We start from the raw sequence: 24696 nt of genomic DNA, 5'->3' as shown, positions 1-24696 counted from the left end.
AGCGATTCGATGACTACCGACTACGAGATCCGACCGGCCACACCGTCCGACGCCGAGGCGATGCTCGTCGTCCACGTCGCGGCCATCTTCGAACGTGGTTCCGACGCGTACGCCGACCGGCCGGTTTCGGTGTAGCTGCCCAAACGGAGTGGGTGGGTGTGTCGAGGCAATCGAGACGGCGAAGTGTCGATCGTCTGGATGGCACCTCTCTAATTACATTTAATTAGATTTTAGTGTCGGCGGTCCAAACGGTTTTCCCGTGATTCGTTTTCAGTGCCTACTGTCGGCGACGGACCGGTTGCGATCACGCTCCGTGATCTGGGAGGTGTGACACCGTGGAGACCCACCGTCGATCGATCGTGAAGGCTGCCTCTTATCGCCTGTTCGCCACGAGCGTGGTCTTCGCGGTCGCCTTCCTCTTTACCGGCGAGTTCGGAGCCTCGGCGAAGATCGGGCTCTCGGCGGCGGTCGCGAAGACGGTGCTGTACTACGTCTGGGAACGACTGTGGAGCAACATCGAGTGGGGGCTGGCCGAACCGGAGTGACCGGTGTCGAAAGGCGAACCGACCCTCGGCCCGTGGCGAGACATCCGGGAGCAAGACGGGGATGAAGCGACCAAACGCCGCCGACGGTCGGACCGTCGGACTCCTGCTCGACAGTGGCGCTCTTTTCTGTCAGGTGGGGAGTGCGAAGACGACGCCGAGCAACACGAGCGGAACGGCAAACACCAGCGCGTACCAGACGCCGCCAACCGCCAGCAACAGCCACGTCGACGCCCCGTAGCCGGTGGGGTCCCAGTCCAGGCCCGCTCGTGGGAGCCCGAGCGCGGCGACGACCGGGAGGCCAACGGCGTAGCCGACCGTTCCGACGATCGCGACGTCGATCAGACTGTTGCTCAACTGTGCACCCGTCTGGGGGTCGTTCGACGCACCGCTCGCGAACACGGCGAGGAGTCCGCCGACGAACGGCAGCGACCCACAGAGGCCGGCGAGGACGTACGACGGGAGCAGCGACTCCGTCGGCGGGAGCGTCCAGAACAGCGAGCGAACGCGCTTTGCGACGAGAAAGGGCGTCCAGAGAACGGTCGCGACGACGCCCCGGTCGGGCTCGGCTACGCGTCGACGGCTTCGACCTTCGAACCGCCACAACTGCGACACGTCGCAATCTCGGTCCCGGGGTCGTCGTAGTACTCTTCGCCACAGGACGGACACTGATGGGACGGTTGCGCTCGCTCGTCGAGCCCGCCGGTGATCGTCACCGGGATCGCGGCATCGAGCATGACTGCCTGACTGACGCTCCCGAAGATCAGCGAGCCCAGCGGCGATCGCTTCCGACCGCCGAGGACGATCTGGTCGGCCCCGATCCGACTGGCCGCATTGAGGATTTCGCTCGACGGGTCGCCGCTGGTGCTCGCCGTCTTGACGGTGATCCCACGGTCGCGGAACCACTCCTGGACGTTGCGACCGGCCGTGATCTGCGTCGGCGACGTGTTCTCGGCGACGTTCTCGTCGTCGAAGACGTGCAACAGCGTCACCGTGATCTGGTCGCGGGCGGCCGGCAACTCGCTGACAGCCCGGGCTTGCCCCATCGCACGCCCCTCGTCGCTGTCGATCGGCATGAGGACATTGTACATTGCTATCGAACCTCACGAAAACTCCCGGCGGGCGAGCGTATAGTAAGTCGTTCCGTACCGCCAGATTCGCCCAGTGACTAAGTGAGAGGGGGACACAGGCACACGTATGCAGACCTTACTACTCGGTCCGGATACCGTCGACGAACACACACCGCTCGCAGACGTGATCGCCGCCGTTTCCGACGCGTTCGGTGCGTACGCACGCGGCGACGTCGTCATGCCGTCCAAGTCCTACGTCGATCTCCCACAGTACGACGGTGACTTTCGGTCCATGCCGGCCTACGTCGCCGCCGACGAGTGGGACGCCGCGGCGCTCAAGTGGGTCAACGTCCACCCGAACAATCCCGACTCGTACGACCTCCCGACAGTACTGGGGACGCTGATCTACTCCGATCCCCGCAACGGCTTCCCGCTGGCCGTGATGGACGGGACACTCCTCACCCAGAAGCGGACCGGCGCGGCGTCGGCGGTCGCGACCGACCACCTCGCGGTCCCCGACGCCTCGTCGATGGGACTTGTCGGTGCGGGCGTGCAGGCCTACACCCAGCTCGAAGCCATCGCCGAGGTCCGTGACATCCAGACGGTCGTCGTCGCCGATCAGGACGAGGCGGCGGTGCAGGCGTTCGTCGATCACTTCGCGGACCGCTTCGACGTGCGCGGCGGGACGATCGAGGAGGCCGCCGCCTGCGACGTGCTCTCGACGGTGACGCCCGTCTCGGAGCCGATCATCCACGCCGTCGGCGACCGGACTCACGTCAACGCGATGGGGGCCGACGCCGCCGGGAAACACGAGATCGCCGACGAGGTGTTGCTCGACGCGACCATCGTGATCGACGACTACGAGCAGTGTACCCACTCGGGCGAGATCAACGTCCCCTGGAGCGAGGGGCGACTGGACGACGACGATATCCACGCCGAACTCGGAGATCTCGTCGTCGGCGACCGACCCGGTCGAGACGGGATCGACGGCGTGACCGTCTTCGACTCGACCGGGCTGGCGATTCAAGACGTGGCCTGTGCCCACGTCGCCTACGAGAACGCCAGCGACGGGGGGTCGGGGACCGACTTCGAACTCGTCGGGACCGACCTCAGTTCGTGAGCTTGTCGACCAGCCAGATCAGTGCGAGGATCGGCAACACCGGGAGCATGACCACGAGCATGCCGGCGAAGATGAGCCAGCCGATCGCGTTCATCTGACTGTCGTCGCTCTCGTCGGCCAGTGGCGTGACCGTCCGGAGTCCAGAGCCGCCGTCGGTTTCTGCTGCCATGTCTCGACGTTCGACGCCTGCGTTGATAATGCTCTCGGGTTCTATCGACGACACGCCGCCAGTCTGTGGTAGTCACTCACAAACAATTATGTAGTTTCGACCACATGTGTACGGTGTGAGTGATCGACATCCGAGCCACGGTCGCGGTCCCGCGCGCCCCCCCGAGTCCCAGTCGCCGGTCCCCGGCTCGCGGGTGGTCTGGCGGACGGTCGCACTCTTGCTCGCCGCGTTCGTCCTCGTGAGCGTGTTCGGACAGATCGCCCCGATCAGCTACGTCAACAGCGGGAGCATGGACCCGGCGCTGTCGACCGGTGACGGGTTCGTCGCGGTGCCGGCGGCCGTCGCCGACGATCCCGAGCCCGGCGACGTGATCGTCTATCGCTCCCAGGAGATCGAGGCCGGCGGACTGGTCACCCACCGGATCGTCGCCCGGACCGACGAGGGGTTCGTGACGAAAGGCGACGCGAACCCCGTCACCGACCAGCAGGCCGGCGAACCGCCGGTCTCGCGTGACCGCATCGTCGCGCAGGTGTTCGCGGTCGACGGGCGCGTGGTCTCACTGTCGGGGCTCGGGACCGTCTCGATGACGATTCGCGGCACCATCCGGACGAGTCCCGTCGGCCTCCCGCCAGCGTCGATGGAGTTGCTGGTCCTGGCCGCCGGTGCGGTGTTGTTCTGGCGCGGGCGGTGAGCGTCACTCGGCGGGATCGACGAGGCCGAGTTCGGCCAGATCCCGGAGCACGTCCCGAGCGTGGCCGTCCGGTCGGACGCCCTCGTAGAGGCCGACGACGCGCCCCGCGGCGATGACGAACGTCGTCCGGACCGCGCGCCCGTCGTCGAGGGGCACGTCGAAGGCGTCGGCGATCTCGCCGTCGGGATCGGCCAGCAGGTCGAACGCGAGGTCGTGGTCCTCGGCGAACGCGCGATGGCTGTCCACGTCGTCGGTCGAGACGCCGTAGACGGGAATGCCGGCGTCGCGATAGGTGTCGTAGTGGTCGTCGAACTGGCGAGCCTGAGTCGTACAGCCGTCGGTGTCGTCTCGCGGATAGAAGTAGAGCACCGTCGCACCGCCGAAGTCGGGTTCGACGCGCTCGCCCCGCTGGTTCCGGGCGCTGATCGCCGGGGCGTCCGAGCCCGTGTCGAGCACCATCGTCACTCCACCGTGATCGACGTGCCGCCGTCCGTGGACTGCTTGCCCAACTCGACGGTCAAGACGCCGTCGTCGTAGCTGGCGGTCGTCGCCTCGGGAGCGACGGCCTCCGGGAGGCGCACCGTCCGACGGGCGGCCTGCCGGGGTCGTTCCCGCTTCACGTAGCGACCGTCCCGGTCGGGCTCGTCGTCGGCCGCGCTGATCGTCAGCAGCGTGTCGTCTTCGAGAGTCACGTCGATGGCGTCGCTCGACCGGCCCGGGAGGTCGGCGCGGACGACGATCTCGTCGCCCGTATCGAGCACGTCGACGGGGACGCCCGTGCGCTTGGTGCCGAACTGCTCGCTCACGAGGTCGAAGGCCCGTTCCAGCTCTTCGAATGGGTCTGTCGGTTTCGAGTCGTCCATGTGTCACCGTAGGTCGGGAGCCGGGATAAAAGCGGTCGCCGGCCGTCCTCACAGAGTGTCGTAGACTTTCACCAGACCAACCCCACGCCACGGGGAGACTCGCTCCGTCGTCTCCCGGGCCGTCCACACAGCGTCGGCCGGACGCCGTGGTCGACCGGGCAAACGGCGACGGCGATCCGTCTCGTACTGCCGGCAGTATCAGTTCAGGACGGTCTCGGAGTCGTACGAACCCAGCCGCTTCACCCATCCCTTCTCGGCGATGGCTTCGATGTCTGCCAGTGCCTTCTGGGTCCGTTCCTCGTAGAGGCCGGCCTCCACGTCGACGTGGAAGACGTAGTCGCCCAGTCGCTCGCCGCTGGGGCGAGACTCCACCCGAGTGAGGTTGATGTTGCGGTCGGCGAACGGTTCCAGCATCTCCAGCAACAGTCCGGGGTAGTCGACGTTGGGGTAGACGATCAGCGACGACTTCGAGCCGGCGTCGGACCGCTCGGCAAGCGGCGCGACGACCACGAAGCGCGTAGCGTTCGAGGACTGGTCCTGGATGTCTTCGGCAAGCACCTGCAGGTCGGTGCCCTCGCCGCCGTTGTCCGGGTGGCCGATACCGGCGACCGACGGGTCGTCGCGGGCGCGCTCGACGCCGCGAGCGGTGGAGGCGACGGCCTCCAGTTCGGCGTCGGGGTAGTTGGCGTCCAGGTAGGACCGACACTGGGCCAGCGCCTGTGCGTGGCTGGCGACCAGTTCGAAGTCGTCGCGCTGGGCCAGCAGCGCGTGACGGATCGGCGTGATGATCTCCTTGACGACGGCGACCTCGTAGCCCGCGAAGGCGTCGAGGCTCTCCGTGACCGAGCCCTCGATGCTGTTCTCGACGGCGACGACGCCGCGATCCGCCTCGCCGTCTGCGACCGCTTGGACGATGGCTGTCGGCGACTCTCGGAACTCGATCTCGTCGTCGTCGGCGACCGAGCGGGCTGCCCGGTGGGAGTAGGTTCCGGCCGGCCCCAGCGTGAGCATCTTCATACCAGCCGGTACAGCGCTCGACGTGAAAAGAATCGTGGTCGCGTGGCTACAGTCGGCGGAAGCGACGGTCGACGTACCAGTGTGCCACGAGGACGACGGCGCTGGCAGACAGCGCCCCGATGCCGACGGAGCCAAGCGACAGCCCGTACACCGAGCCCGCGAGGGGATTCTGTCCCATGGTCGCCACGTACGACCCGACGGCGTCGCCGCCGAACAGCCCCATGGCGATCGAGCCGGTCGTGATCGCGATCGCGAACCCGCCCATCGCGAGGCTGACTCCACCGGCGAAGTCCTCGAGGGTGAGGACCTGGTAGGCCTGCTGTTCGGTCAGGGGCGCGTGCTCGACGCGGTACAGCGCCGCCCCGAAGAGCAAGGCGGCAGAGAAAAGCACCATCGTCCCGCCGAACGCGCCGAGCAGCGCGACCCTCGGCGTCGCGGTCATCGGGTCGGTCGTCGTCAGATAGCCGGCGACGCTGTCGGGATAGAGCCAGTAGAGCGGCACCGTCGCGGCAAGCACCGCGAGCAGGAGTCCCTGGACGCGCAGCTTCCAGGGGATCGGCTGTGTGAAAAGGGAGTCCCGCAGGACGCGCACCCGCTCGTAGGCCGAATCCGAGAGGACGGCGTCGGTGATTCCGTCGCTGCGCTGTTGTTCCGGTGACATCTGTCGTCTCGTTAGGCATGCCTTTCTTAATCTCAGCCTTAACGCTTTCCCTTCAATATTCGCCGGTTGTTGCCGAAAGAATACAGGTACAGGCCAGTTCAAGTGGCTTCGTCACCGCGTGTGGATGGCTTCGCCGCGGGCCGCCAGCGCGGCCTCGTGGACGGCCTCCGAGAGCGTCGGGTGGGTGTGGATCGTGCCGGCGATGTCTTCGAGCGTCGCGCCCATCTCGATTGCCAGGCCGACCTCGGCGATGGACTCGGAGGCCTCCGGGCCGACGATCTGTGCGCCCAGGACGAAGCCGGTCTCGTCGTCGGCGACGATCCGGGCGAACCCCTCTTTCTCGTCGATCGTCAGCGCGCGACCGTTAGCCCGCATCGGCATCTGGCCGACGACGGGGTCGAACCCGGCGTCGGCGGCTTCCGCTTCGGTCATGCCGACGGTCCCGATCTCCGGTTCGGTAAAGACCGCGGCCGGGACCGCCTGGTGGTCCAGTGCGGCTGGCTCGCCCGCGGCGACCTCCGCGGCGACCTCGCCCTCGGCCATCGCCTTGTGGGCCAGCATCGGCTCGCCGGCCACGTCGCCGACGGCGAAGACGTGCTCGGCGTCGGTCCGGGCCTGCTCGTCCGTCGCCAGAAACCCGTCCTCGTCGGGTTCGATGCCCAGCTCGTCCAGTCCCAGCCCGTCCGTGACCGACTGGCGACCGACCGCGACGAGTGCCTTCTCGGCGTCGAACCGCGTCAGATCGCCGTCTTCGTCTTCCGTGTGGACGACGATCTCCTCGCCCGCCTGCTCCCAGCTGTCGGCCGCCTCGCCGAAGTAGAAGTCGACGCCGATCTCCTCGGCCCGTTCCCGGACCAGCGTGGCGATGTCGTCCTCGAAGCCCGGCAGCGCCTCGTCCAGCATCTCGACGACGGTCACCTCGCTGCCGAGCTTCTGGAACACCGTCGACAGCTCCATACCGATGTAGCCTGCGCCGACGACCAGCAGCCGCTCGGGCAGCGACTCCAGTGCGAGTGCCTCCTTCGAGGAGAGGATCGGTTCGGCGTCGAACTCGAAGCCGGGGACCTGGATCGGGCGGCTCCCCGTGGCGACGACCGCGTACTCGAACTCGACGGACTCCGACCCCTGCCCGTCGCCGCCGTGGGCGATCCGGGCGGTGTGTTCGCCAGTGAAGGTCGCCTCGCCCTCGATCAGCTCGACGCCGGCCGACTTCGCCAGCGACTCGACGCCCCGCGTCAGCCGGGTGACGACGCCGTCTTTCCACTCGACCATCCCGGCCAGGTCGACAGCGGGGTCAGCGTAGACGCCCATCTCCTCGGCCTGGCCGGCCCGGTGGGCCACGTCTGCCCCCGAGATCAGCGCCTTCGAGGGGATACAGCCGTGGTTGAGGCAGGTCCCACCGTAGGCGTCTCGCTCGACGAGTGTGGTGTCGACGCCGAGCTGAGCGGCCCGGATGGCGGCCACGTACCCGCCCGGCCCGCCGCCGACGACCAGCAGTTCCGTTCCTGTCGTTACGTCTCCGACGACCATACCGACGCCTCGCACGGCCGCCTGAAAAAGACGACTGTCCCCGGCCAGCCCTCGCCCGACACCGCTGGCGTCGACGCCCGTCGCTGCCGCCCTGTCAGCAGTCCGAAGGCTCATGTCTCTCAGACCCCGACTTCGAGGCGATGAACGAGTCGATCGAGTCGAACGCTACGACGCTGTCGGTCGACGGCGGCGACGTCACCGTCCGATATCTCACTGCCGGTGACGGACCGCCACTGCTCTTCTTGCACGGGATCGGCCTCGACGCGGCGGCGGTGTCCGGCAAGTACGCACTCCCCGCACTGGCCGAGGAGTACACCGTCTACGCGCTCGATTTCCCGGGCCACGGCGAGAGCGAGAAACCCCGCCGAACGTATACGACGGACTACTACGTAGACACGCTGTCGGCGTTCGTCGACGAACTCGCCATCTCCGGCGCGAGCGTCGTCGGTGTGTCGATGGGCGGTGCGGTCGCGCTCGGCCACGCGCTCGACGGCGGTCGTCCGGTGCGGCTGGTGCTCGTCGACAGCTACGGCCTCGGTGCCGACGCCTACTGGCGGACCGGTGCCAGTCTCGCCCTCCGGGTCCCGTTCGCGGACAGCCTGCTCTGGGGGAGCATGGGCTCGCGCGCGGCGGTCCGGACCAGTCTCCAGACGATGTCCGGGGCGACGCTGCCGGACGAACTGGTCGACGACGTGTACGAGACAATCTCACCGGCGACCATGCGGACGCTCCGGAGCTGGCAGCGCCACGAGTTCCAGGCCGACGGCCTCCGTACCGACTACACGGCACGGCTCTCGGAGCTCGACGTTCCGACGCTGCTCGTCCACGGCTCGGAGGACCCGCTGCTCCCGGTGTCGTGGTCGGAACGAGCGAGTGAGCTGTTGCCAGACGGGCAGTTCCTGGCGGCGAAGGGGTGTGGGCACTGGCCCCACAGGGAACGACCCGAGCGGTTCAATCGGGCGGTAACGTCGTTTCTCAATAGTAACAATTGAAACGATTTACACACCGATCGCACTGCTGTCGTGCGATCGGGTGTGCATTGACTTTCAATTGCTACTCTAGCTTTCGTCGGGCATCTCGTCGATGAGGACGACGGCCTCGCCGTCGATGACCACGTCGCCGTCGTCGACGACGCGGGTCGTCAGGCGGTACTGGTCGTCGCCCAGATCCTCGACGATCTCGATTTCGGCCGTCAGGCGGTCGTCGATGCGGACCGGGTTGTGAAACTCCAGATCCTGCGAGAGATAGATCGTCAGCCCCGGCAGCCGCGCGAGGGCGGCGCTGATGAGTCCGCCGACGAGCGTGCCGTGCGCGATCCGGCCGCGGAACCGGGTCTGCTCGGCGAAGTCGTCGTCGAGGTGGAGGGGGTTCGTGTCGCCGCTGGCGGCGGCGAACTGCTTGACGTCGTTGTCGGAGATCCGTTTCGTGAACTCGACGCGATCACCGACTCCGAGCCGGTCGGGGTTGTCGGCGCTCAGTTCGACGTGCCACTCGGGGAGGTCCTCGTCGGCCTCGATGCGTTCTGCCGGGAGTGGCTTGCCGTCCCCGTCGTCGTCCGGTCGGACGCCAAACGCCGCGAACGCTGCCCGATTGGCCGCCACCACGCTGTTGAACATGTGTGAGGACGTTTCTGTCCACGTGTCCAGCAGCGGGTTGTCGTGAGATTCAGAACTCATTGCTGGAAAAGCATTGGTTCCACCGATATTAAAGGGTGGTGGTAGCCGCTGTTCGTCGTTCAGACGCCTCCTACTGCCCGACAACGGCGCATTTCCGCCCACGAATTCCCGTCTCGCTGCCAGATCGGCTGCCAACCGATGACATCTGATGGTAACAGATGGTGATGAGCGGAAGCTTTATGTCGTTGAAAGGAATAGAGTGTAGTACCCGATGACCGACGAGAACGATGTCACGATGTGGCCCCCGATGTTCAAGGGGATGCAGGAAGCGAGCGAGCAGGCGATCGAATCCCAGCAGGAGATGCTCCAGCAGATGCTGTCTGCCGGCAGCAGCATGCCCGGCTTCGACATGAACCAACTCGGCGCGATGAGCCAGATGGCGACGTTCAAGACCCGCGTCCAGAGCGGCGGACGCATCTCCATTCCCGACGCCGAGCGAGAGGCCCTCGACATCGAGGAAGGCGACATCGTCCAGACAGTCGTTCTCCCGGTCAAGCGGAACCGCACGGAGTAACCCATGAGCCAGTACACAACCCCAGTCACCACGGCGTTCGAGATGCAGCGCGCGACGATCGAGCAGAGCCAGAAGGCGCTCAAACAGAGCATCGAGTTCCAGAAGAACATGAACGAGGCCATGCTCGGCAGCCTCGACAGCCAGGAGTCGGCACAGCGACGCGGCGTCGAACTCGCACAGACGGCCGTCCACAACTACCTCGACACCATCGAGTCGACGGTCCCCGGCGTCGCACCCACCGTCGAGGAGATCCGAACGACCGTCGACGAGCAGTACGAGTTCCTGCTGGAGAACCACGCCGAACTCTTCGAGAACGTCGAGGCGGAGTTCCACGAAGGCGCGGAGACCTACGACGAGATGACCGGCGACGTCGTCGCCGCGCTGGACGAGCAGATCGACCTGCTCGTCGAGGCCCACGAGGACCTCGAAGACCAGTCCGTCGAGGCCGTCGAGCAGTGGGGCGACCAGCTCGAAGACCTCCAGGACCAGGTCGAAGAGGTCCAAGAGCAGGTCCGCGAAGTCCAGGAACAGGCCGCCGACGCCGTCGAGGCGTAAATCGCCGCACCTTTTCGTTCTGAATACTAACAACTTACCATGAGTGATACGAACCAGATGCAAGACGAGTGGACGGAGATGGTCGAACAGATGAACGAGGCCGTCTCCGAGTCGGTCGAACAGAACATGAAGGCACAGGCCGCCTTCGTCGAGTCGTGGGCCGACGCGGTCGAAGACTCGATCCCCGAGGAGGAAAACGTCACCGAGGGCATCCAGGGGTACAACCAGGCCTACGAGGAGTGGATGAACGCCGCCGAGAAGATGCTCGAACGCACCGGCGACGCCGCCCAGGGCGAAGACGTGGACCCGACGGAGTTTCGCGACATCTGGCTCCAGTCGGCAAACGAGGCGTTCAAGCACGTGATGGGTACCTCCGCCTTCGCCGCCGCCAACGGCCAGCTCGTCGAGACCATGATGGAGATGCGCCAGCAGGCCGACGACATCGGGCAGGACTCGATCGCCCAGATGGGCTTCTCGACGCGTGAGGACGTCGAAGAAGTCGGCGAACGGCTCGTCGAGCTGGAGCGTCGCCAGCACGAGGTCGAACAGAAACTCGATCAGATCCTCGACCACCTCGAGGAATAACACATGACGCCCGCAAATCCCTTCACGGCAGCACTCGACTGGCAGCGCCAGTCCCTGGAGGCGATGACGGAGGCCACCGACCAGGCCAGCGTCGCGCCCGAACGCATCGAGACGATGCAGTCCGTCGAGGTCGGCGAGACGCCAAGCGACGTGGTCTACGAGGAGAACAAACTCCAACTGCTCCACTACGACGCCGAGGCCGCCGGGATCGACGTTCCCGAGGAGGACAAAGAAGAGATTCCGATCCTCATCATCTACGCGCTGATCAACCGCCCGTACATCCTCGACCTCCAGAAGGAACGCTCCGTCGTGCGCCGCCTGCTGGAGGCGGGCCACGACGTGTACCTCATCGACTGGAACGAGCCCTCCCGGCTCGACCAGCACCTCACGCTCGACGACTACGTCAACCGTTACATCGAGAACTGCGTCGACGAGGTCTGTGAGCGCTCGGGCCAGGACGCCATCAACATCCTGGGGTACTGTATGGGCGGGACGATGTCGGTCATCTACACGGCGCTGAACCCCGAGAAGGTCAACGCGCTGGGGCTGATGGCCGCCGGGCTCTGTTTCGACCACACTGGCGGCGTCCTCGAAGAGTGGGGCTCCGACGAGTACTACGACCCCGAGGACGTGACCGAGACGTTCGGCAACGTCCCCTCCGAGATGCTCGACGTGGGCTTTGCCCTGATGGACCCGGTCGACAACTACGTCTCGAAGTACATCCGCCTGGCCGAGAACATCGAGAACGAGGGGTTCGTCCGGAACTTCGGTCGGATGGAGCAGTGGCTCTCCGACGGCGTCGACGTGGCCGGCGAGGCCTACGTCGAGTTCCTGGAGAAGATCTATCAGGACAACGACCTCTACAACAACCGACTGGAGATCGGCGGCGAACAGATCGACCTCGCGGACATCGACATGCCGATGCTCCAGTTGATGGGCGAGTACGACCACCTCATCCCGCCGGAGGCCTCCAAGCCGTTCAACGAGGTCGTCGGCTCTGAGGACGTGACCACGATGGAGTTCTCGACGGGCCACATCGGCCTCTCGGTCTCGTCGAGCACCCACGAGAACCTCTGGCCCGACGTGTGTGACTGGTACAAGGAACGCAACCGACAGGCCGAAGCGGCGGCCGACGAGAGCGAAGAGGCCGTCCCGATCGACGTGGAGTCGCCGGCAGACGACGCCACCGAGAGCGACGACGAGGCGGCGGCCGATGAGAGCGAGGACGCTCCCGACGTGGCGTCTGTCGACGGCATCGGTCCGACCTACGCCGACCGCCTGCGCGAGGCCGGCATCGAGACCGTCGACGACCTCGCAACGCACGACGCGGCCGAGCTGGCCGAGATCGCCGAAACGACGGAGTCTCGGGTCCAGGACTGGCTCGACCAGCTGTAGCCGGACGCGTCGCTCGAAACCATCTTTCCTTCGTCGGCACGGTCCGGCGGACCGCTTTTCACGACTGGGTGTGAACTGGCTGATATGCTCGACGGACAGACCTGTCTGGTGACCGGCTCCTCTCGCGGGATCGGACGCGGGATCGCCACGGACGTGGCGGCCCACGGAGCGACCGTGGTCGTCAACTACCGTTCCTCCGAACAGGCCGCCGAGGCGGTCGTCGACGAGATCGAGGCCGCTGGCGGCGAGGCGGTGGCCGTCCAGGGCGACGTGTCGGCGTACGACGCCGTCGAACGGATGCGCACGACGATCCACGACGCCGTCGGCCCGGTCGACGTGGTCGTCAACAACGCCGGGATCACGGTCGACCGGACCTTCGGGGAGATGACCCGCGAGGACTGGGAGGCCGTCATCGACGTGAACCTCGGCGGCGTGTTCAACGTCAGCCACTGCTTCTACGACGACATCCGCGAGGCCGAGGACGGCCGCCTGATCAACGTCTCCTCGGTCGTCGGCCAGCAGGGCAACTACGGGCAGGCCAACTACGCGGCCGCAAAGTCCGGCCTGTTCGGGTTCACCCGGACGCTGGCCCTGGAGATGGCAGCCACCGGGTCGACGGCCAACTGCGTCGCGCCGGGGTTCGTCGCGACGGACATGCTCGACGAGGTCCCCCAGCGCGTCCAGGAGCGGATCCTCCAGCGGATTCCCCTGGACCGGTTCGCCACGATCGAGGACATCGCCCCCGTCGTTCGCTTCCTCGCCAGCCCCGAGTCGCGCTACATGACCGGGCAGGTCATCGGCGTCAACGGCGGGATGGACTGGTAGCGGGCCGACGGTGTGACCACCGAATTTATTCGCCCCCGCGTGATAGGGACGGGCGATGCAACCGCTCCACGCGCGCTACCCGTTCTTGCAGTCGGCCCGCGACGCGGTCGAGGAAGCGGCGGTCGATCTGGGCGAGGTCGTCGCCACCGACGAGGTCGTCGTCGAGCGCGCCCGCGAGCGCGTCGAGTGGGCGATCACCGATGGGAGCGTCGGGGACCCCCACCGGCGCACGCGCGTGGAACTGCTGTCGTACCCGGTCGCGCGGGTGCTCGTCTCGCTCGTGGACACGCCGGTCTGTACGCGCAAGTACGCACAGGCCGAGGCCGAGGCCGCACGCGAGCGGTTCGTCGACGAGTTCACCGCCGGGGAGTCGTTCAGCTACGGCGACACCGAGTCGCTGTCTCTGCAGGCCCTGCTCGCGGAGTTCGACCTCACCGCCGCCGTCCACGAGACCGCGGACGGCTACCGGATCGACGTGGGGACGTACCTCGAACTGGCGGCCGATCAGTGGGGCGACGAGTGGCGACTGGTCAACCGCGCGCTGACCGACGGCGAGGTGCCGGTGACGACCGGGGAACTTCACACGCTGCTCAAGCAGGCGATTCGCCACCGGATCGACGACGGCCTGCCCTTCGACGTGCCGGACGCCATCGCGGACGAACTCGACGCGGAAGTCGAGTCTATCCAGACGACGCTGTCGGAGATGGATCTGACCCGCGAGATCGACACGGTCGTTCCGGACCTGTTCCCGCCCTGCATGCAGCATCTCCTCGACGCGGTTCAGAAGGGCGAGCACCTGGAGCACCACTCGCGGTTCGCGCTGGCGGCCTTCCTGACCTCGATCGGGATGACGACCGACGAGATCGTCGAACTGTTCCAGGTCAATCCGGGGTTCGGCGAGGAGGCCACCCGCTACCAGGTCGACCACATCCGGGGTGACACGAGTCCCACGGAGTACTCGACGCCCTCGTGTGCGACGATGCAGTCCTACGGCGACTGCAAGGGGAAAGACGACATCTGCGAGGACGAAATCAACGAGTCACATCCGCTGAACTACTACGAACACCGACTCGACGAGACCGACGACGAGGAGATCGAAGACTGGCGCGAGAACGGCGAGGAAAGCGAGGCCTGACGGCGCGGCCGACGGCGATCGGCGTTCAGAACTCCCGGCGCTCCAGGAAGAGACCGGCCGCAAGCATGACGACGACGAACGCCGCGATGGCTGCCACGAGTGCGATGCCACCCTCCTGCGTGAGGTCGCCGTTCGCTCCGTAGTTCGTACTCACGACGACCGTACCGGCGATGAACAGCAAGACGGCGACGGCCGACAGCGCGATCTGCGTGACCGTCTCCCGATCGAGGGACATGCTCGTCCGTATCCCCGGGGCCGGCAAAAGCGCTTCGAAGCCCGCGCCGCCCGGCTCACAGTTCTTTGACGACCGTCGCCGGATTGCCGGCCACGACCACGTCCGACGGCACGTCGTCGGTGACGACGGCTCCGGCGGCCACGACCGCACGGTCCCCGACAGTTACCCCCGGCGTCAGGACGGCCTGGCCGCCGATCCAGACGTGATCGCCGACGGTCACGGGCTCTCCCATCTCCAGTCCGTCGGCGCGCTCCGCGGCGTCGAGCGGGTGCGTCGCCGTGTACACGTGGACTGCGGGTCCGAGCAGACAGTGCTCGCCGAACGTGATCTCACACACGTCCAGCAAGACGCAGTCGAAGTTCGCGTAGAAGCCGTCGTCGACGTGGACGTTGAAGCCGTAGTCACACCGGATGGGGGGTTCGACCGTCGCCTCGCCGACCGTCCCGAACAGCTCATCGAGCAGTTCCTGGCGGCGCTTCCCGGCGTCGGGCGGCGTCTCGTTGTACGCCCGCGTCAGTTCGCTGGCCCGGTTTCGGCCGGCCACCAGCTCGGGATCGCTGGGGTCGTAGGCCTCTCCGGCGAGCATCTTCTCTAGCTCCGACGTCATCAGTACTCGTCGTCCAGTCGCCCCTCTCGCTCGTCGATCTCGTCTAGGATGTCCAGCGTCTTGCGAACGGACGCTCGGATCGCCTCGCTGCGGTTGACGAACTTCCCCTCGTCGCCGACGTGCTTGTCCAGATCGTCCAGTAGCTCCGCGGGCACTTCCACGCTGATCTTGGGCATAGCTAGGGTAGGGACGCCGCCGCACATAAAAACAGGTTTCCGGCCCGGCTCGCTGCGGCGTCGGGTGACGTGTTCGCCGACGCGTTTCCTGTCGTCGGTCTCATACTACCGACTGTACATCTGTGAACGATTTCGACACCCAGAGTGGCGAAGCTCTTCGCGAAGTGACAGCCGGCAGTATCAGTCCGCCGGCTCGGCACCCTCGGGTGCCCGTCTGCCACCGAGGGTGTAGAGCCACAGCACCCCGAGACCGACGAGGAAGGCGATCGTCACCGGGATCGAGACGAGGAACATCGTGAAGATGCCCTTCGGCGAGAACAGGGCTCCGGCGACGAACACCCCGAGCGTGACGGTCCGCCAGCGGTCCTGGACCGACTGGAAGGTGATGATGTTCCCGCGGTGGAACAGCAACATCGTCACCGGGATCTCGAACAGCAGTCCGATCCCGACCGTCAGCGCGAGCACGAGCCAGCCGAACTTGGCGACGCGATACGAGATGATCATCCCCGACTGGAGCACGTCGAAGGCCAGCCAGGAGATCACCGTCGGCGCGACGTAGGTGAACCCGACGAGGCTCCCGCCGATCATCGACGCGATGACGGTCCCGCTCCAGATCCCGAGCACGCCCCGCTGGCCGCCGACGAAGCCCCGTTCTTTCAGCGCCGGCCAGGCGAAGTAGACGATCAGTGGCAGTACCGCCACCGCGCCCAGGATCGCGGAGAACTTCACGATGAAGATCAGGTGCTCGACCGGGTGGAGGTTGACGAACGTCACGTCGGCCCGCATCGACGGCGGGAGGTTGCTGACGAACGTGTTCCGGATGTCTCCGATGCCACCGGAGTACAGGAAGACGAAGGCGGCCCCGGAGATCGCCATGAACGTGCCGACGAACCAGATCGCCTTCGAAGTCAGCGAGTCGAGGATGAAGGCGATGTCGTGGTAGTAGCCGCCGATGTCGTCCTCGGTGGTCTCCTCTTCGGTGAAGGCGTTCATCACACCGGCCGTCGTCGAGGTGACCACGTCGGCGTCCTCCTCGTCCTCGTCGTCGGCTGCCTCACCCGTGCCCGCCATCGTGTCCTGAGCGAAGTCCCAGCGGCCCAGAATCGCCTCGGCTTTGTCCGGATTCCCGTCGTCCATCGCCGACTGGGCCAGTTCGAGCGCTTCCTGCTCTTCCATCTCCTGGAACCGCTGGACCGGCGCGCTCCGGACGGCACCGGCGCTCAGCGGTTCGATGTCGATGGCCGTCGGATCGCCGTAGTTGCCCGCCTCGGCGGCCGCCACGTCGAGGGCCTGGATCATGTAGTAGTACAGGACGACGATCGCGGCCACGACGCCGAACACGGCGGCGATGGCGATCGCGGTCGTCTCCGTTCCCAGTCCGAGCAGGTCCGGGCGAGCGATGTCGCCGGTGAGCCGGTCGGAGGGGAACCACGCCGCGAACGCCTGGATGTACTGGAACGCGGGCGTCGCGAGCAGGTAGTACACCGCGCCGCCGGCCACGACCGCTCCGGCCGCGAGCTTGTTCCAGCGCGTGCGCGCGACGGTGGCAGCACCGACCTCCTCGCCGGCCCGCTTGGTCAACACCAGTATCTTCGAGATACCGAGGCTGACGACGTACAGCCCGACGAGTGGCAGCGCCCACATCACCTGCGTGAACGGGTCCGGCGGCGAAAACAGCGCACCGAACCCGAAGATCAGGACCACCGCGACTCGCCAGCGGTCACGGAACGTCTCGTAGGGGACGATGCCGGTGTAGCTCAGCGCGCTCATAAACAGCGGGAGCTGCGCCGCCAGCCCGAACGAGAAGCCGAGCAAGGCGACGAAGCCGACCCACTTGGTGATCGAGTAGTCCGGCCGGAAGCCGGCGGCGTCGGCGTTTTCCGCCAGGAAGTCGAACATCAGCGGGAAAAAGAGGTTGTACGAGTAGAGGATCCCGCCGGCGAACAGGCCGATAGCGATCAACAGCAGACTCCAGAGCTTCCACAGTGGCACCCTGTCGGCGGGCCACAGATCCCGCTCGCGCAACGCGTCGCGGCTGTAGTAGATCAGGAAGGGGAGCGCGAGGAGGATACCGATGACCGCCCCGATTTTCACCTGCAAGAGGATCACGTCGAAGGGCGTGACGGCGACGATGTCGGCCTCTTCGGCGGTCCGTTCGATCATGTCCGCCTTCAAGCGATCCCACAGGAACTCCTGGAGCGCGTAGATCGTTCCGACGAGGCCGACGACCCAGACGATGAACACCTTCTGGAGGTGTTTTTGCGCGGCTCTGAGCATCGAGCCCATCGTCTCGCGGCCGCTCTGGACAGACCGCATCGTGTCTTCGTCGAGCCCCGTAGACATCTGGTCGGAGACTTGCCGACTCTGCGTTATCAATTTGTTCATCGCGCGAACGCTCCGGTCGGGACTGCGAAAAGAAAGTTTACAACAACGAGCAGCCAAGGGGGCCACAGATGGGCGACCGCGACGGCGACGACGAGCGAGCCAGCGAGGAGCCGGCCGACTCCCACTCGGAGGAGTCGCCGGCCGACGAGCAGCAGGTACCCTCGTCGACCGCCGTCGACGCGAAAGCCGACGACGCGTCCGACGCGACGGAGGACTCGGCGGACGACCCGGCAGACGACGACCGCGAGAGAGCGGACTCGGACTCGTCAGCCGACACGGAAGACGAAGACGGAGCCCCCGACTCGGAGGAAGACGAAGACGGAGCCCCCGACTCGGAGGAAGACGAAGACGGAGCCCCCGACTCGGAGGAAGACGAAGACGGAGCCCCCGACTCGGAGGAAGACGAAGACGGAGCCCCCGACTCGGAGGAAGACGAAGACGGAGCCCCCGACTCGGAGGAAGACGAAGACGGAGCCCCCGACTCGGACGACGATCCACAGGAGTGGTGGAAAGACCACGACCCCGCGAACGACGTCGACGAGTCCGGCGACGACGAGTCCGACGACGACGAGGAGCTGCCGCCGGCCGCCCGCCGAGATCAGACGCAGGCACGCGGCGACGCTCGCCGGGCCGACGACACCGGCCACTCGTCGGACACCGACGATTCCGAGGACGGTGACGCCGACACGGCGTCGGACAGCGACGACGGTGACAGCGACGACTCGGAGGAGCCAAAGCAGGTCCACGCGCCAGGCCCGTCGCCGAAAGGCGGTGGCACCGCGGCCAGTGCGACGGCGCGGCCGACGCGCGATCGCGAACCGCCGTCCCCGCCGGACGATGTCGGGCCGTCGACGGCTCCCGACGACGAGGAGATGCCCCTGACCGAACACGTCGAGGAGATGGCGCTGCGGTTCCTGGCGGTCGGACTCGTCATGTTCGGCGTCGCCGGGATCGTCGTGTTCTACGCCAACGACCTGATCAACTTCCTGTGGTACTCGTTCCTGGGCGACCCGGCGCTCTGTCCCGGCCCGGACTGTGGCGTCAAGCCTCGCGTCTACCACCCGCTCTCGCTGGTGCTTGCGCGTCTGAAGGTGTCGACGCTGGTCGGGCTGATCATCGCACTGCCGGTCGGCGTCTACCAGACCTATCGGTTCATGCGCCCCGGCCTCTACCCTCGCGAGCGACGCTACTACCTCGCGGCCGTCCCTACGAGCCTCGTGCTGGCGGCCGTCGGGGTCAGCTTCGCGTACTTCGCCGTCCTCCCCTCGCTGTTCGCCTACTTCACGGAGTACAGCGAGCAGGCGGCGACGACGGCCTTCGGTCTGACCGAGACGTTCAACCTCATCGTCCTGATGCTCGGCTTCTTCGCGCTCGTCTTCCAGATTCCGCTGCTGGTGATGCTGGCGATCATGATGGGCGTGACGACCCGCCAGTGGCTCGAAGACCGGCGGCTGTACTTCTGGGGTGGCTTCGCTGCCGTCGCCTTCCTCTTTAGCCCGGACCCGACCGGGATGGCACCGCTGATCGTCGCGGTGACGATGATCTTCCTGTTCGAGGGGACGCTGGCGCTGCTTCGCTGGACCGGCACCGGTTCGCCGGTTCCGACGGCCGAGGAGGCGGCCGACCGCCGACCGGTCGCCTACCTCGCTGCGGCGCTCGGCGGCTACGTCGCCAGCAGCGGCCCGATCCCGCCGGGCTACTACGACGCGCTGCCCCAGATCGTGATCGACCAACTCGCGAGTGCGGGTGGACCGATCGCGACACCGGCGATCATCGCGGGTGCGCTGATCGCGCTGTTCGAGATCGGAGCCTTCCTGCTCCGGCGTTACGGCCGCTCGCGGCGGGCGCTCAAGGCACGGCTCGCGGTCGAAGACGCCCGGATTCCCGTCTGGCTCGGTGCGGTCGTCGTCGGCTACTTCGGGAGCCCGACGCCGACGCTCGTCACCGCTGCTCGCGATCTGGCTCTCTCGCCGATGCGGGCGGCGCTGGTCGGTGTCGGCCTGGTGGTCCTGTACGAACTGTTCGTCGCCGTGCTCCGCTGGCGTGAGGGCGACGACGCCGCCGAGACGCCGACGACAGAAGAGGCCTAGGCGTCTTCGAGCGACGAGATTCCGGACACTTCGAACCGTGTTCCTGACGGTTCTCCCGCCGACTGCTGGTCCGTGACCGCGATCGACCAGCCGTGTGCGTCGACGATCTCGGCGACGATCGCCAGCCCGAAGCCGGTCCCCTCGTCGCTCGTCGTGTACCCCCGCTCGAAGATCCGGTCGCGGTCGGCCGGGCCGATTCCGTCGCCGTCGTCGGCGACGTAGAAGCCGTCGCCGTCGGGGAGGAGCCCGACCGTGACGGTCACGTCGTCTGTGGCGTGGTCGACGGCGTTGACGAAGAGATTCGAGAGCAGCCGGTCGAGCCGTCCGGGCGTGGTAGTGAGCGTCGCATCGGCACGGACCCGAAGTCGCGCTCCGCCGGTGTCGATGCCGCGCCAGGCGTCTTCACACACCGACGCCAGCGACACCCGCTGGGGCTCGTCGACGGTGTCGCCCTGTCGCGCCAGGGTCAGGAGATCGTCGATCAGGCGTTGCATCCGCTCGTGAGCGTCTGCGAGCCGATCGAGGTGGGTCTCGTCGCCGGTCTCTCTGTACAGTTCGAGCTGCGTGATCGCGAGCTGGATCGGCGTCTGGAGGTCGTGTGAGATGCTGCTGGTGAGCGTGTCCAGTCGCTCGCTCTGGCGTCGCAGTTCTCCCTGCTCGTCGACCGTTTCGAGACTCCCGTCGGCGAGCGTATCGACGTGGTCGGCAAGCGCCGCCGTGGGATCTCCGTCGACGGCGACGCGCTCGTCGACGACGCCGTCCGGGAGGTCGCTGGTCTCGGCGGCCAGCACCGTCACGGGGGCATCTGCCAGGCGTGTCGCGTCCACCTCGCCGACGGCATCGACGACCACGAAGGACGTGCGGGGATCGTCGAGGACGCGCTCGTCGGGCGTCTCCACTGCGAGCACCGACCCGGTGACGGCACGCTCGAAGGCGAGGCCTCGCTCCTGTGGACCGACGTAGACGACCGGGGGCATATCCTGTCCGAGGTGACGCCGGTGCTAAATGATTGGCGGTTTAATCTCGCATTTCTCTTGTAGGAAATCTAAACCGCTCGGCGAGCCCGTCTCACTCCCCGGTCGGGTACTCCGTCGAGAACACGTCTTCGACGACGGCGTCGTCGTCCTCGGACTCGTCGTCGGGGCTCACGCTCCCGGTCTGGTAGCCGTGGAGATCCAGCGTCACGTGGTCGAAGCCCAGATCCGCGACGTGGTCGCGGGCGGCCCGGACGAAGTCGGGATCCAGTGCCACGTCGAGTTCGTCGTCGCCGACCTCGATGCGGGCGAGCCCGTCGTGGTCGCGCACGCGGAACTGCTCGAAGCCCCAGGTCCGCAGGAGCTGTTCGGCCTTCTCGACGCGAGAGAGTCGGTCCTCGGTCACTTCCATCCCCGTCGGGATCCGGGAGGAGAGACAGGCCATCGAGGGCTTGTCGGCCACGGACAGGTCGTACTCGCGAGCGATCTCGCGGACCTCCTCTTTGGTGATGTCGTGTTCCAGCAGCGGCGAGTAGGCGTTCAGCTCCTCGACGGCCCGGAGGCCGGGACGGTGTCCCTCGCCGGGGTCCGAGGCGTTGGTGCCGTCACAGACCACGTCGATGTCGAGCCGGCGGGCCTCGTCGTACATCGCCGAGAGGCGCATCGAACGGCAGTGATAGCACCGTTCGTCGTCGTTGGCGACGAACGCCTCGCTGTCGAGTTCGCTGAACTCGACGATCTCGTGGCGAATCCCGATCTCGTCGGCGACGCGGTTGGCGTCGACCAGTTCGGCTTCGGGAAGCGTCTCGCTCTTTGCGGTACAGGCGACGGCGTCGTCGCCCAGCGCGTCGTGGGCGAGTGCGGCGACGACGCTGGAGTCGACGCCACCCGAGAAGGCGATCAGGACGCCCTCTCGGTCGGCCAGATCGGCCCGTGCGGCGTCGAGCTTGGTCTCGACGGCAGTCATGCACCGTCGTTCGGTGCGGACGGGCAAAAGCCCGTTGCGTTAGCCGTTCACAGGGCCGATCGCTGACACGACCGAGGGTAGCACCGCTGACGCTTCGGTGGGAGTTTCACTGCGGCGGGTGAGTGCTCGCTTCGGTCATCGGGACGCCGACCGACCGGACCGACTCATTTATGAGCGACCACACCGCCTAGGGGAGCGTGCGCGTCGAGAACAGTTTCATCGGGGTTCGCGGTGTCGGCGAGCAGACCGAACGCACTCTGTGGGAGGCCGGAATCACCCACTGGGACGCCTTCGAACCGGACCCGGTCGGGCCGACGACGGCCGACCGGATCGAGACGTTCATCGACGAAGGCCGCCGTCGGCTCGCGGACGACGACGTGGCGTACTTCGACGAGCAGTTCCCCTCCGGCGAGCGGTGGCGCGTCTACGAGACCTTCGCCGATCGGGCCTGCTTCTTCGACATCGAGACCACCGGGCTGGACCAGCAGCGCAATCAGGTGACGACGGTGAGTTTCCACCGGGACGGCGACACCGAGACGCTCGTGGCGGGCGACGATCTGACCGCCGAGCGCTTGCGGGCGACGGTCGGCGACGCCGACCTGCTGGTGACGTTCAACGGCAAGCGCTTCGACGTGCCCTTCCTCGAAGCCAACTTCGACGTGGATTTGGACCGACCCCACCTCGACCTGATGTACACCTGCAAGCAACTGGGTCTCAGCGGCGGCCTGAAACAGATCGAGCAGGACATCGGCATCGAGCGAGACCGTCCGGACATCTCCGGCGAGGACGCCGTCCGTCTGTGGCGCGAACACGAGCGGGGCGAGGACGGTTCCCTGGAGACGCTCGTCTCCTACAATCGGGAAGACGCCGTCAACCTCCGGACGCTGGCCGACCGGGTGACGACCCGCCTCGACGAGCGAGTGTTCGTCGACTCGGCCAGCCAGTAGCGCCACCCCTCTCTTTCGAGTGCAGAACCCACCGACACACATCGAGTGCCGTCGGTAGCTGCGGGGATGGTCGACTGGTCCAGTCGACCCCCGCTCGTACCGCACTCGCAGCCGTCTCGTACTGCCGGCAGTATCACGCTGGCTCTGGCTGGGCTCCCTTCTGCCGTGGGCGCAACACGTGGACGCGGCCGGCCACCAGCCCCAGCAACAGACCGGTGAAGTGCGCGACGAGCGCGACCTGTGGCCGGGCCGTGGCCAGCGTGACGATGATCGCGATCGCCGCGAAGGCGGCCAGTTGTAGCCTGGGGCTGAGCTGAATCGTCCCGACGACGCGATCCGTGAGTCGGTTGCTGGTCAGCAGGTACCCCGCCAGTGCGAAGACCGCCCCGCTCCCGCCCAGTACGCTCACCTGGCCCGCGCCGCCCAGCACCGCGCCGATCAGCGGTGCGAGCCACACCTCGGCGAGCCCCGAGAGCGCCCCCGCGACCACGAAGAAGGCGTGAAAGCGGGCCGGCGTCGTCTGGCGTTCCAGCAAGATTCCGACGACCGCCAGCGCGACCGCGTTCGCGATCAGGTGCGAGACGCCGCTGTGGGCGTAGACGCTCGTCACGACCGTCCAGGGGTTGTGAGTCACCGGCGTCGTCAGCACGAACAGCGACTGCATCGCGACGCGGCCGGCGACCAGCGACACGAGTTCCTGACAGAGAAACACCGCGAGGAACGCAGCCAGCGTCATCACCGTCGGACTCCCCAGGAGTCGTCGTCGCATTACAGTTCGTACGGACTGTTGGCACAAAAAATGGCGGTCTGGACTGGGGGTCGACGTACAGCCGGGGGTATCAGAGCCGTTCGAGGACGGCCTCGGGGTCGTACTGCAGCGTGAGTTCTCGCGAGCGCCCGCGGCCGTCGACGTTCGTGTAACTGGCCTCGATGACGCCCAGCTGATCGAGCTTGTTGATGATCTCGGAGTAACGGGTGTAGCCAAGATCGGTCTGGTCGTTGAACACGTCGTAGATCTCGCCGGCTCGCTGGCCGTCGTGCTGGGCGATCACCTCCGCGAGTGCGGCCTCGGAGTCCGACAGTTCCCGCAGGCGTCGCGAGAGGTGGACGTACTTGGACTTGTCGTAGGCCGCTTCCACGTCTTCGCGCTCGACGGTGCGGGAGGCTCGCATCTCCGCGTTCATCCCCGCCCGACGCAGCAGGTCGATTCCCACGCGGAGGTCCCCACCCTGCTTGGCGGTGAGTTCGGCGACGCGGTCGAGCACCGTCGTGTCGACGACGCCGTCGTGGAACCCGCGGTCGGCCCGCTCTCGCAGGATGCCGACGATCTCGGGCTCGTCGTACCTGTTGAAGTAGATCTCCTCGGGCCGGAAGACGCTCTGGACGCGCGTATCGAGCGCGTCGATCACGTCCAGATCGAGGTCCGAGGAGATACAGATGACGCCGATCTTGGCTCCGGAGTGGGCCTCGTGGGCGCGCAACAGCGAGTACAGCGTGTCGCTGGCTTCGGACTCGTAGAAGAGGTAGTTCACGTCGTCGAGCGCCACCACCAGCACCTCCTCGCGCTCGACGAGGCGGTCGGTGATCTGGGAGAACAGCTTCTTGAAGGAGATGCCAGAGGAAGGGGGTTCGTAGTCGAAGATTTCGGCGAACAGCCGCGAGAAGACGGCGTAGCGCGTCGAGTCGACCTGACAGTTGACCCGCACCGCCTGCACGTCGGTCTGGGCGGTCAGTTCGTCGAAGAGGATCTGGGTCGCCGTGGTCTTGCCCGTCCCCGGCGGCCCGCGTGCGATGACGTTCAGCGGCCGGGAGCCACGGACGGCGGGCCTGAGCGCGTACTTCAGGTTCTCCATCTGGCTCTCCCGGTGTTCGAACGTCTGGGGGACGTAGTCGATCTCGAAGACGTGTTCGTCCCGGAACACGGACTCGTCCCAGGAGAGCATCCCCTCCTCCGGGTCGTCGCTCAT

30 protein-coding genes are annotated in these 24696 nt (G+C 66.7%); 13 read left to right on the top strand and 17 right to left on the bottom strand.

What is annotated here, in order from left to right; all coding sequences use genetic code 11:
• The first annotated feature begins 9 nt into the window (after positions 1-9).
• Together ACAH01_RS00150 and ACAH01_RS00145 are read left to right on the top strand one after the other, a co-directional pair.
• Positions 10-135, top strand: a complete 126-nt coding sequence (locus tag ACAH01_RS00150) for a hypothetical protein (RefSeq protein ID WP_277347266.1) — start codon at positions 10-12, stop codon at positions 133-135.
• A 200-nt stretch (positions 136-335) separates the two neighbouring features.
• Positions 336-545, top strand: a complete 210-nt coding sequence (locus ACAH01_RS00145; protein WP_170093154.1) for a DUF2061 domain-containing protein — start codon at positions 336-338, stop codon at positions 543-545.
• A gap of 129 nt (positions 546-674) precedes the next feature.
• On the opposite strand, the gene ACAH01_RS00140 is transcribed toward ACAH01_RS00145, so the two are convergent.
• Entirely contained in the window at positions 675-1157 is a 483-nt protein-coding gene (locus tag ACAH01_RS00140; protein WP_372479844.1) for a hypothetical protein, read from the bottom strand.
• Positions 1112-1633 (bottom strand): universal stress protein, encoded by a 522-nt coding sequence (locus ACAH01_RS00135; protein WP_372479843.1) that lies wholly within the window; start codon positions 1631-1633, stop codon positions 1112-1114. The genes ACAH01_RS00140 and ACAH01_RS00135 overlap by 46 nt, the downstream gene beginning before the upstream one ends.
• 106 nt (positions 1634-1739) lie before the next feature.
• On the opposite strand from ACAH01_RS00135, the gene ACAH01_RS00130 reads away from it, so the two are divergent.
• On the top strand, positions 1740-2732 hold the full coding sequence (locus ACAH01_RS00130) for an ornithine cyclodeaminase family protein (protein ID WP_170093157.1): 993 nt from the start codon (positions 1740-1742) through the stop codon (positions 2730-2732).
• Here ACAH01_RS00130 and ACAH01_RS00125 read toward each other — a convergent pair.
• Entirely contained in the window at positions 2722-2901 is a 180-nt protein-coding gene (locus ACAH01_RS00125; protein WP_170093158.1) for a hypothetical protein, read from the bottom strand. The two genes, ACAH01_RS00130 and ACAH01_RS00125, sit on opposite strands and share 11 nt — an antisense overlap.
• 115 nt (positions 2902-3016) lie before the next feature.
• Here ACAH01_RS00125 and ACAH01_RS00120 point away from each other — a divergent pair, with 115 nt between their 5' ends.
• Positions 3017-3592 carry a signal peptidase I gene (locus ACAH01_RS00120; RefSeq protein ID WP_372479842.1) on the top strand — a complete coding sequence of 192 codons (576 nt, stop codon included), beginning with the start codon at positions 3017-3019 and terminating at the stop codon, positions 3590-3592.
• Positions 3593-3595: 3 nt separating this feature from the next.
• Here ACAH01_RS00120 and ACAH01_RS00115 read toward each other — a convergent pair whose 3' ends face one another.
• The 5 genes from ACAH01_RS00115 to lpdA all read right to left on the bottom strand — a co-directional run bounded on the left by ACAH01_RS00115 (position 3596) and on the right by lpdA (position 7663).
• Positions 3596-4051, bottom strand: a complete 456-nt coding sequence (locus tag ACAH01_RS00115) for a peroxiredoxin (protein WP_170093159.1) — start codon at positions 4049-4051, stop codon at positions 3596-3598.
• A 2-nt stretch (positions 4052-4053) separates the two neighbouring features.
• A complete protein-coding gene (locus ACAH01_RS00110) occupies positions 4054-4455 on the bottom strand; it encodes an Hsp20/alpha crystallin family protein (RefSeq protein WP_170093160.1) in 402 nt (133 codons plus the stop codon).
• Positions 4456-4653: 198 nt separating this feature from the next.
• Complete coding sequence (pheA, locus tag ACAH01_RS00105) at positions 4654-5472, bottom strand: prephenate dehydratase (RefSeq protein ID WP_170093161.1); 819 nt, start codon at positions 5470-5472, stop codon at positions 4654-4656.
• 46 nt (positions 5473-5518) lie between these two features.
• The gene (locus ACAH01_RS00100) at positions 5519-6133 is read right to left on the bottom strand and encodes a hypothetical protein (protein WP_372479841.1); all 615 of its coding nucleotides are present in this window, start codon (positions 6131-6133) and stop codon (positions 5519-5521) included.
• A 111-nt stretch (positions 6134-6244) separates the two neighbouring features.
• A complete protein-coding gene (gene lpdA / locus ACAH01_RS00095) occupies positions 6245-7663 on the bottom strand; it encodes a dihydrolipoyl dehydrogenase (RefSeq protein WP_170093163.1) in 1419 nt (472 codons plus the stop codon).
• A gap of 140 nt (positions 7664-7803) precedes the next feature.
• Here lpdA and ACAH01_RS00090 point away from each other — a divergent pair, with 140 nt between their 5' ends.
• Complete coding sequence (locus tag ACAH01_RS00090) at positions 7804-8655, top strand: alpha/beta fold hydrolase (RefSeq protein WP_372479840.1); 852 nt, start codon at positions 7804-7806, stop codon at positions 8653-8655.
• A gap of 66 nt (positions 8656-8721) precedes the next feature.
• Here the strand turns inward: ACAH01_RS00090 and ACAH01_RS00085 are convergent, their stop codons facing one another.
• Positions 8722-9279 (bottom strand): MaoC family dehydratase, encoded by a 558-nt coding sequence (locus tag ACAH01_RS00085; protein WP_174259131.1) that lies wholly within the window; start codon positions 9277-9279, stop codon positions 8722-8724.
• Positions 9280-9550: 271 nt separating this feature from the next.
• On the opposite strand from ACAH01_RS00085, the gene ACAH01_RS00080 reads away from it, so the two are divergent.
• The 6 genes from ACAH01_RS00080 (at position 9551) to priL (ending at position 14348) form a co-directional block, all read left to right on the top strand.
• Positions 9551-9853, top strand: a complete 303-nt coding sequence (locus tag ACAH01_RS00080) for an AbrB/MazE/SpoVT family DNA-binding domain-containing protein (RefSeq protein WP_170093166.1) — start codon at positions 9551-9553, stop codon at positions 9851-9853.
• 3 nt (positions 9854-9856) lie between these two features.
• On the top strand, positions 9857-10408 hold the full coding sequence (locus ACAH01_RS00075) for a hypothetical protein (protein WP_170093167.1): 552 nt from the start codon (positions 9857-9859) through the stop codon (positions 10406-10408).
• Between the two features lie 39 nt (positions 10409-10447).
• Positions 10448-10993, top strand: a complete 546-nt coding sequence (locus ACAH01_RS00070; protein WP_170093168.1) for a poly(R)-hydroxyalkanoic acid synthase subunit PhaE — start codon at positions 10448-10450, stop codon at positions 10991-10993.
• A gap of 3 nt (positions 10994-10996) precedes the next feature.
• On the top strand, positions 10997-12388 hold the full coding sequence (gene phaC / locus ACAH01_RS00065; protein WP_372479839.1) for a class III poly(R)-hydroxyalkanoic acid synthase subunit PhaC: 1392 nt from the start codon (positions 10997-10999) through the stop codon (positions 12386-12388).
• 84 nt (positions 12389-12472) lie between these two features.
• Positions 12473-13213, top strand: a complete 741-nt coding sequence (locus ACAH01_RS00060; protein WP_208627608.1) for a beta-ketoacyl-ACP reductase — start codon at positions 12473-12475, stop codon at positions 13211-13213.
• 55 nt (positions 13214-13268) lie between these two features.
• Complete coding sequence (gene priL / locus ACAH01_RS00055; protein ID WP_372479838.1) at positions 13269-14348, top strand: DNA primase regulatory subunit PriL; 1080 nt, start codon at positions 13269-13271, stop codon at positions 14346-14348.
• A 25-nt stretch (positions 14349-14373) separates the two neighbouring features.
• Here the strand turns inward: priL and ACAH01_RS00050 are convergent, their stop codons facing one another.
• The 4 genes from ACAH01_RS00050 to ACAH01_RS00035 form a co-directional block, all read right to left on the bottom strand.
• The gene (locus ACAH01_RS00050) at positions 14374-14583 is read right to left on the bottom strand and encodes a hypothetical protein (protein WP_153552197.1); all 210 of its coding nucleotides are present in this window, start codon (positions 14581-14583) and stop codon (positions 14374-14376) included.
• Between the two features lie 55 nt (positions 14584-14638).
• Positions 14639-15190 carry a maltose acetyltransferase domain-containing protein gene (locus ACAH01_RS00045; protein ID WP_170093172.1) on the bottom strand — a complete coding sequence of 184 codons (552 nt, stop codon included), beginning with the start codon at positions 15188-15190 and terminating at the stop codon, positions 14639-14641.
• Positions 15190-15366: a ribbon-helix-helix domain-containing protein gene (locus tag ACAH01_RS00040; RefSeq protein ID WP_015761970.1), complete on the bottom strand. Its 177-nt coding sequence runs from the start codon at positions 15364-15366 to the stop codon at positions 15190-15192. Before ACAH01_RS00040 ends, ACAH01_RS00045 begins: the two co-directional genes overlap by 1 nt.
• Positions 15367-15546: 180 nt before the next feature.
• On the bottom strand, positions 15547-17709 hold the full coding sequence (locus ACAH01_RS00035; protein ID WP_170093173.1) for a twin-arginine translocase subunit TatC: 2163 nt from the start codon (positions 17707-17709) through the stop codon (positions 15547-15549).
• 110 nt (positions 17710-17819) lie between these two features.
• On the opposite strand from ACAH01_RS00035, the gene ACAH01_RS00030 reads away from it, so the two are divergent.
• On the top strand, positions 17820-19841 hold the full coding sequence (locus tag ACAH01_RS00030) for a twin-arginine translocase subunit TatC (RefSeq protein WP_372479837.1): 2022 nt from the start codon (positions 17820-17822) through the stop codon (positions 19839-19841).
• Here ACAH01_RS00030 and ACAH01_RS00025 read toward each other — a convergent pair.
• Positions 19838-20818: a HAMP domain-containing sensor histidine kinase gene (locus ACAH01_RS00025; RefSeq protein ID WP_170093175.1), complete on the bottom strand. Its 981-nt coding sequence runs from the start codon at positions 20816-20818 to the stop codon at positions 19838-19840. The two genes, ACAH01_RS00030 and ACAH01_RS00025, sit on opposite strands and share 4 nt — an antisense overlap.
• Before the next feature lie 91 nt (positions 20819-20909).
• Positions 20910-21782: an ATP-dependent sacrificial sulfur transferase LarE gene (gene larE / locus ACAH01_RS00020; protein ID WP_372479836.1), complete on the bottom strand. Its 873-nt coding sequence runs from the start codon at positions 21780-21782 to the stop codon at positions 20910-20912.
• Positions 21783-21979: 197 nt separating this feature from the next.
• Between larE and ACAH01_RS00015 the strand changes: the two genes are divergently transcribed.
• Positions 21980-22729: a ribonuclease H-like domain-containing protein gene (locus ACAH01_RS00015; RefSeq protein WP_372479835.1), complete on the top strand. Its 750-nt coding sequence runs from the start codon at positions 21980-21982 to the stop codon at positions 22727-22729.
• A gap of 133 nt (positions 22730-22862) precedes the next feature.
• Here the strand turns inward: ACAH01_RS00015 and ACAH01_RS00010 are convergent, their stop codons facing one another.
• Together ACAH01_RS00010 and ACAH01_RS00005 are read right to left on the bottom strand one after the other, a co-directional pair.
• Complete coding sequence (locus ACAH01_RS00010) at positions 22863-23498, bottom strand: rhomboid family intramembrane serine protease (RefSeq protein ID WP_372479834.1); 636 nt, start codon at positions 23496-23498, stop codon at positions 22863-22865.
• 70 nt (positions 23499-23568) lie between these two features.
• Positions 23569-24696, bottom strand: coding sequence for an ORC1-type DNA replication protein (locus tag ACAH01_RS00005; RefSeq protein ID WP_208627616.1), 1128 nt, complete (start codon positions 24694-24696; stop codon positions 23569-23571).

The organism is Halomicrobium sp. HM KBTZ05 (assembly GCF_041530035.1).
In the GTDB taxonomy this organism is placed as follows: domain Archaea; phylum Halobacteriota; class Halobacteria; order Halobacteriales; family Haloarculaceae; genus Halomicrobium.
This window is presented reverse-complemented; position numbering and strand designations above follow the sequence as displayed.

What these genes read in the sequence shown, in the direction of transcription:
- ACAH01_RS00040 (WP_015761970.1), bottom strand. Translation starts at nt 15,366, where the DNA reads ATGCCCAAGATCAGCGTGGAAGTGCCCGCGGAGCTACTGGACGATCTG.
- ACAH01_RS00080 (WP_170093166.1), top strand. Translation starts at nt 9,551, where the DNA reads ATGACCGACGAGAACGATGTCACGATGTGGCCCCCGATGTTCAAGGGG.
- ACAH01_RS00085 (WP_174259131.1), bottom strand. Translation starts at nt 9,279, where the DNA reads ATGTTCAACAGCGTGGTGGCGGCCAATCGGGCAGCGTTCGCGGCGTTT.
- ACAH01_RS00075 (WP_170093167.1), top strand. Translation starts at nt 9,857, where the DNA reads ATGAGCCAGTACACAACCCCAGTCACCACGGCGTTCGAGATGCAGCGC.
- ACAH01_RS00035 (WP_170093173.1), bottom strand. Translation starts at nt 17,709, where the DNA reads ATGTCTACGGGGCTCGACGAAGACACGATGCGGTCTGTCCAGAGCGGC.
- ACAH01_RS00130 (WP_170093157.1), top strand. Translation starts at nt 1,740, where the DNA reads ATGCAGACCTTACTACTCGGTCCGGATACCGTCGACGAACACACACCG.
- ACAH01_RS00115 (WP_170093159.1), bottom strand. Translation starts at nt 4,051, where the DNA reads ATGGTGCTCGACACGGGCTCGGACGCCCCGGCGATCAGCGCCCGGAAC.
- phaC (WP_372479839.1), top strand. Translation starts at nt 10,997, where the DNA reads ATGACGCCCGCAAATCCCTTCACGGCAGCACTCGACTGGCAGCGCCAG.
- ACAH01_RS00135 (WP_372479843.1), bottom strand. Translation starts at nt 1,633, where the DNA reads ATGTACAATGTCCTCATGCCGATCGACAGCGACGAGGGGCGTGCGATG.
- ACAH01_RS00045 (WP_170093172.1), bottom strand. Translation starts at nt 15,190, where the DNA reads ATGACGTCGGAGCTAGAGAAGATGCTCGCCGGAGAGGCCTACGACCCC.
- ACAH01_RS00070 (WP_170093168.1), top strand. Translation starts at nt 10,448, where the DNA reads ATGAGTGATACGAACCAGATGCAAGACGAGTGGACGGAGATGGTCGAA.
- priL (WP_372479838.1), top strand. Translation starts at nt 13,269, where the DNA reads ATGCAACCGCTCCACGCGCGCTACCCGTTCTTGCAGTCGGCCCGCGAC.
- ACAH01_RS00025 (WP_170093175.1), bottom strand. Translation starts at nt 20,818, where the DNA reads ATGCCCCCGGTCGTCTACGTCGGTCCACAGGAGCGAGGCCTCGCCTTC.
- ACAH01_RS00150 (WP_277347266.1), top strand. Translation starts at nt 10, where the DNA reads ATGACTACCGACTACGAGATCCGACCGGCCACACCGTCCGACGCCGAG.
- ACAH01_RS00010 (WP_372479834.1), bottom strand. Translation starts at nt 23,498, where the DNA reads ATGCGACGACGACTCCTGGGGAGTCCGACGGTGATGACGCTGGCTGCG.
- ACAH01_RS00110 (WP_170093160.1), bottom strand. Translation starts at nt 4,455, where the DNA reads ATGGACGACTCGAAACCGACAGACCCATTCGAAGAGCTGGAACGGGCC.
- ACAH01_RS00060 (WP_208627608.1), top strand. Translation starts at nt 12,473, where the DNA reads ATGCTCGACGGACAGACCTGTCTGGTGACCGGCTCCTCTCGCGGGATC.
- ACAH01_RS00050 (WP_153552197.1), bottom strand. Translation starts at nt 14,583, where the DNA reads ATGTCCCTCGATCGGGAGACGGTCACGCAGATCGCGCTGTCGGCCGTC.
- ACAH01_RS00125 (WP_170093158.1), bottom strand. Translation starts at nt 2,901, where the DNA reads ATGGCAGCAGAAACCGACGGCGGCTCTGGACTCCGGACGGTCACGCCA.
- ACAH01_RS00005 (WP_208627616.1), bottom strand. Translation starts at nt 24,696, where the DNA reads ATGAGCGACGACCCGGAGGAGGGGATGCTCTCCTGGGACGAGTCCGTG.
- ACAH01_RS00090 (WP_372479840.1), top strand. Translation starts at nt 7,804, where the DNA reads ATGAACGAGTCGATCGAGTCGAACGCTACGACGCTGTCGGTCGACGGC.
- pheA (WP_170093161.1), bottom strand. Translation starts at nt 5,472, where the DNA reads ATGAAGATGCTCACGCTGGGGCCGGCCGGAACCTACTCCCACCGGGCA.
- larE (WP_372479836.1), bottom strand. Translation starts at nt 21,782, where the DNA reads ATGACTGCCGTCGAGACCAAGCTCGACGCCGCACGGGCCGATCTGGCC.
- ACAH01_RS00030 (WP_372479837.1), top strand. Translation starts at nt 17,820, where the DNA reads ATGGGCGACCGCGACGGCGACGACGAGCGAGCCAGCGAGGAGCCGGCC.
- ACAH01_RS00100 (WP_372479841.1), bottom strand. Translation starts at nt 6,133, where the DNA reads ATGTCACCGGAACAACAGCGCAGCGACGGAATCACCGACGCCGTCCTC.
- lpdA (WP_170093163.1), bottom strand. Translation starts at nt 7,663, where the DNA reads ATGGTCGTCGGAGACGTAACGACAGGAACGGAACTGCTGGTCGTCGGC.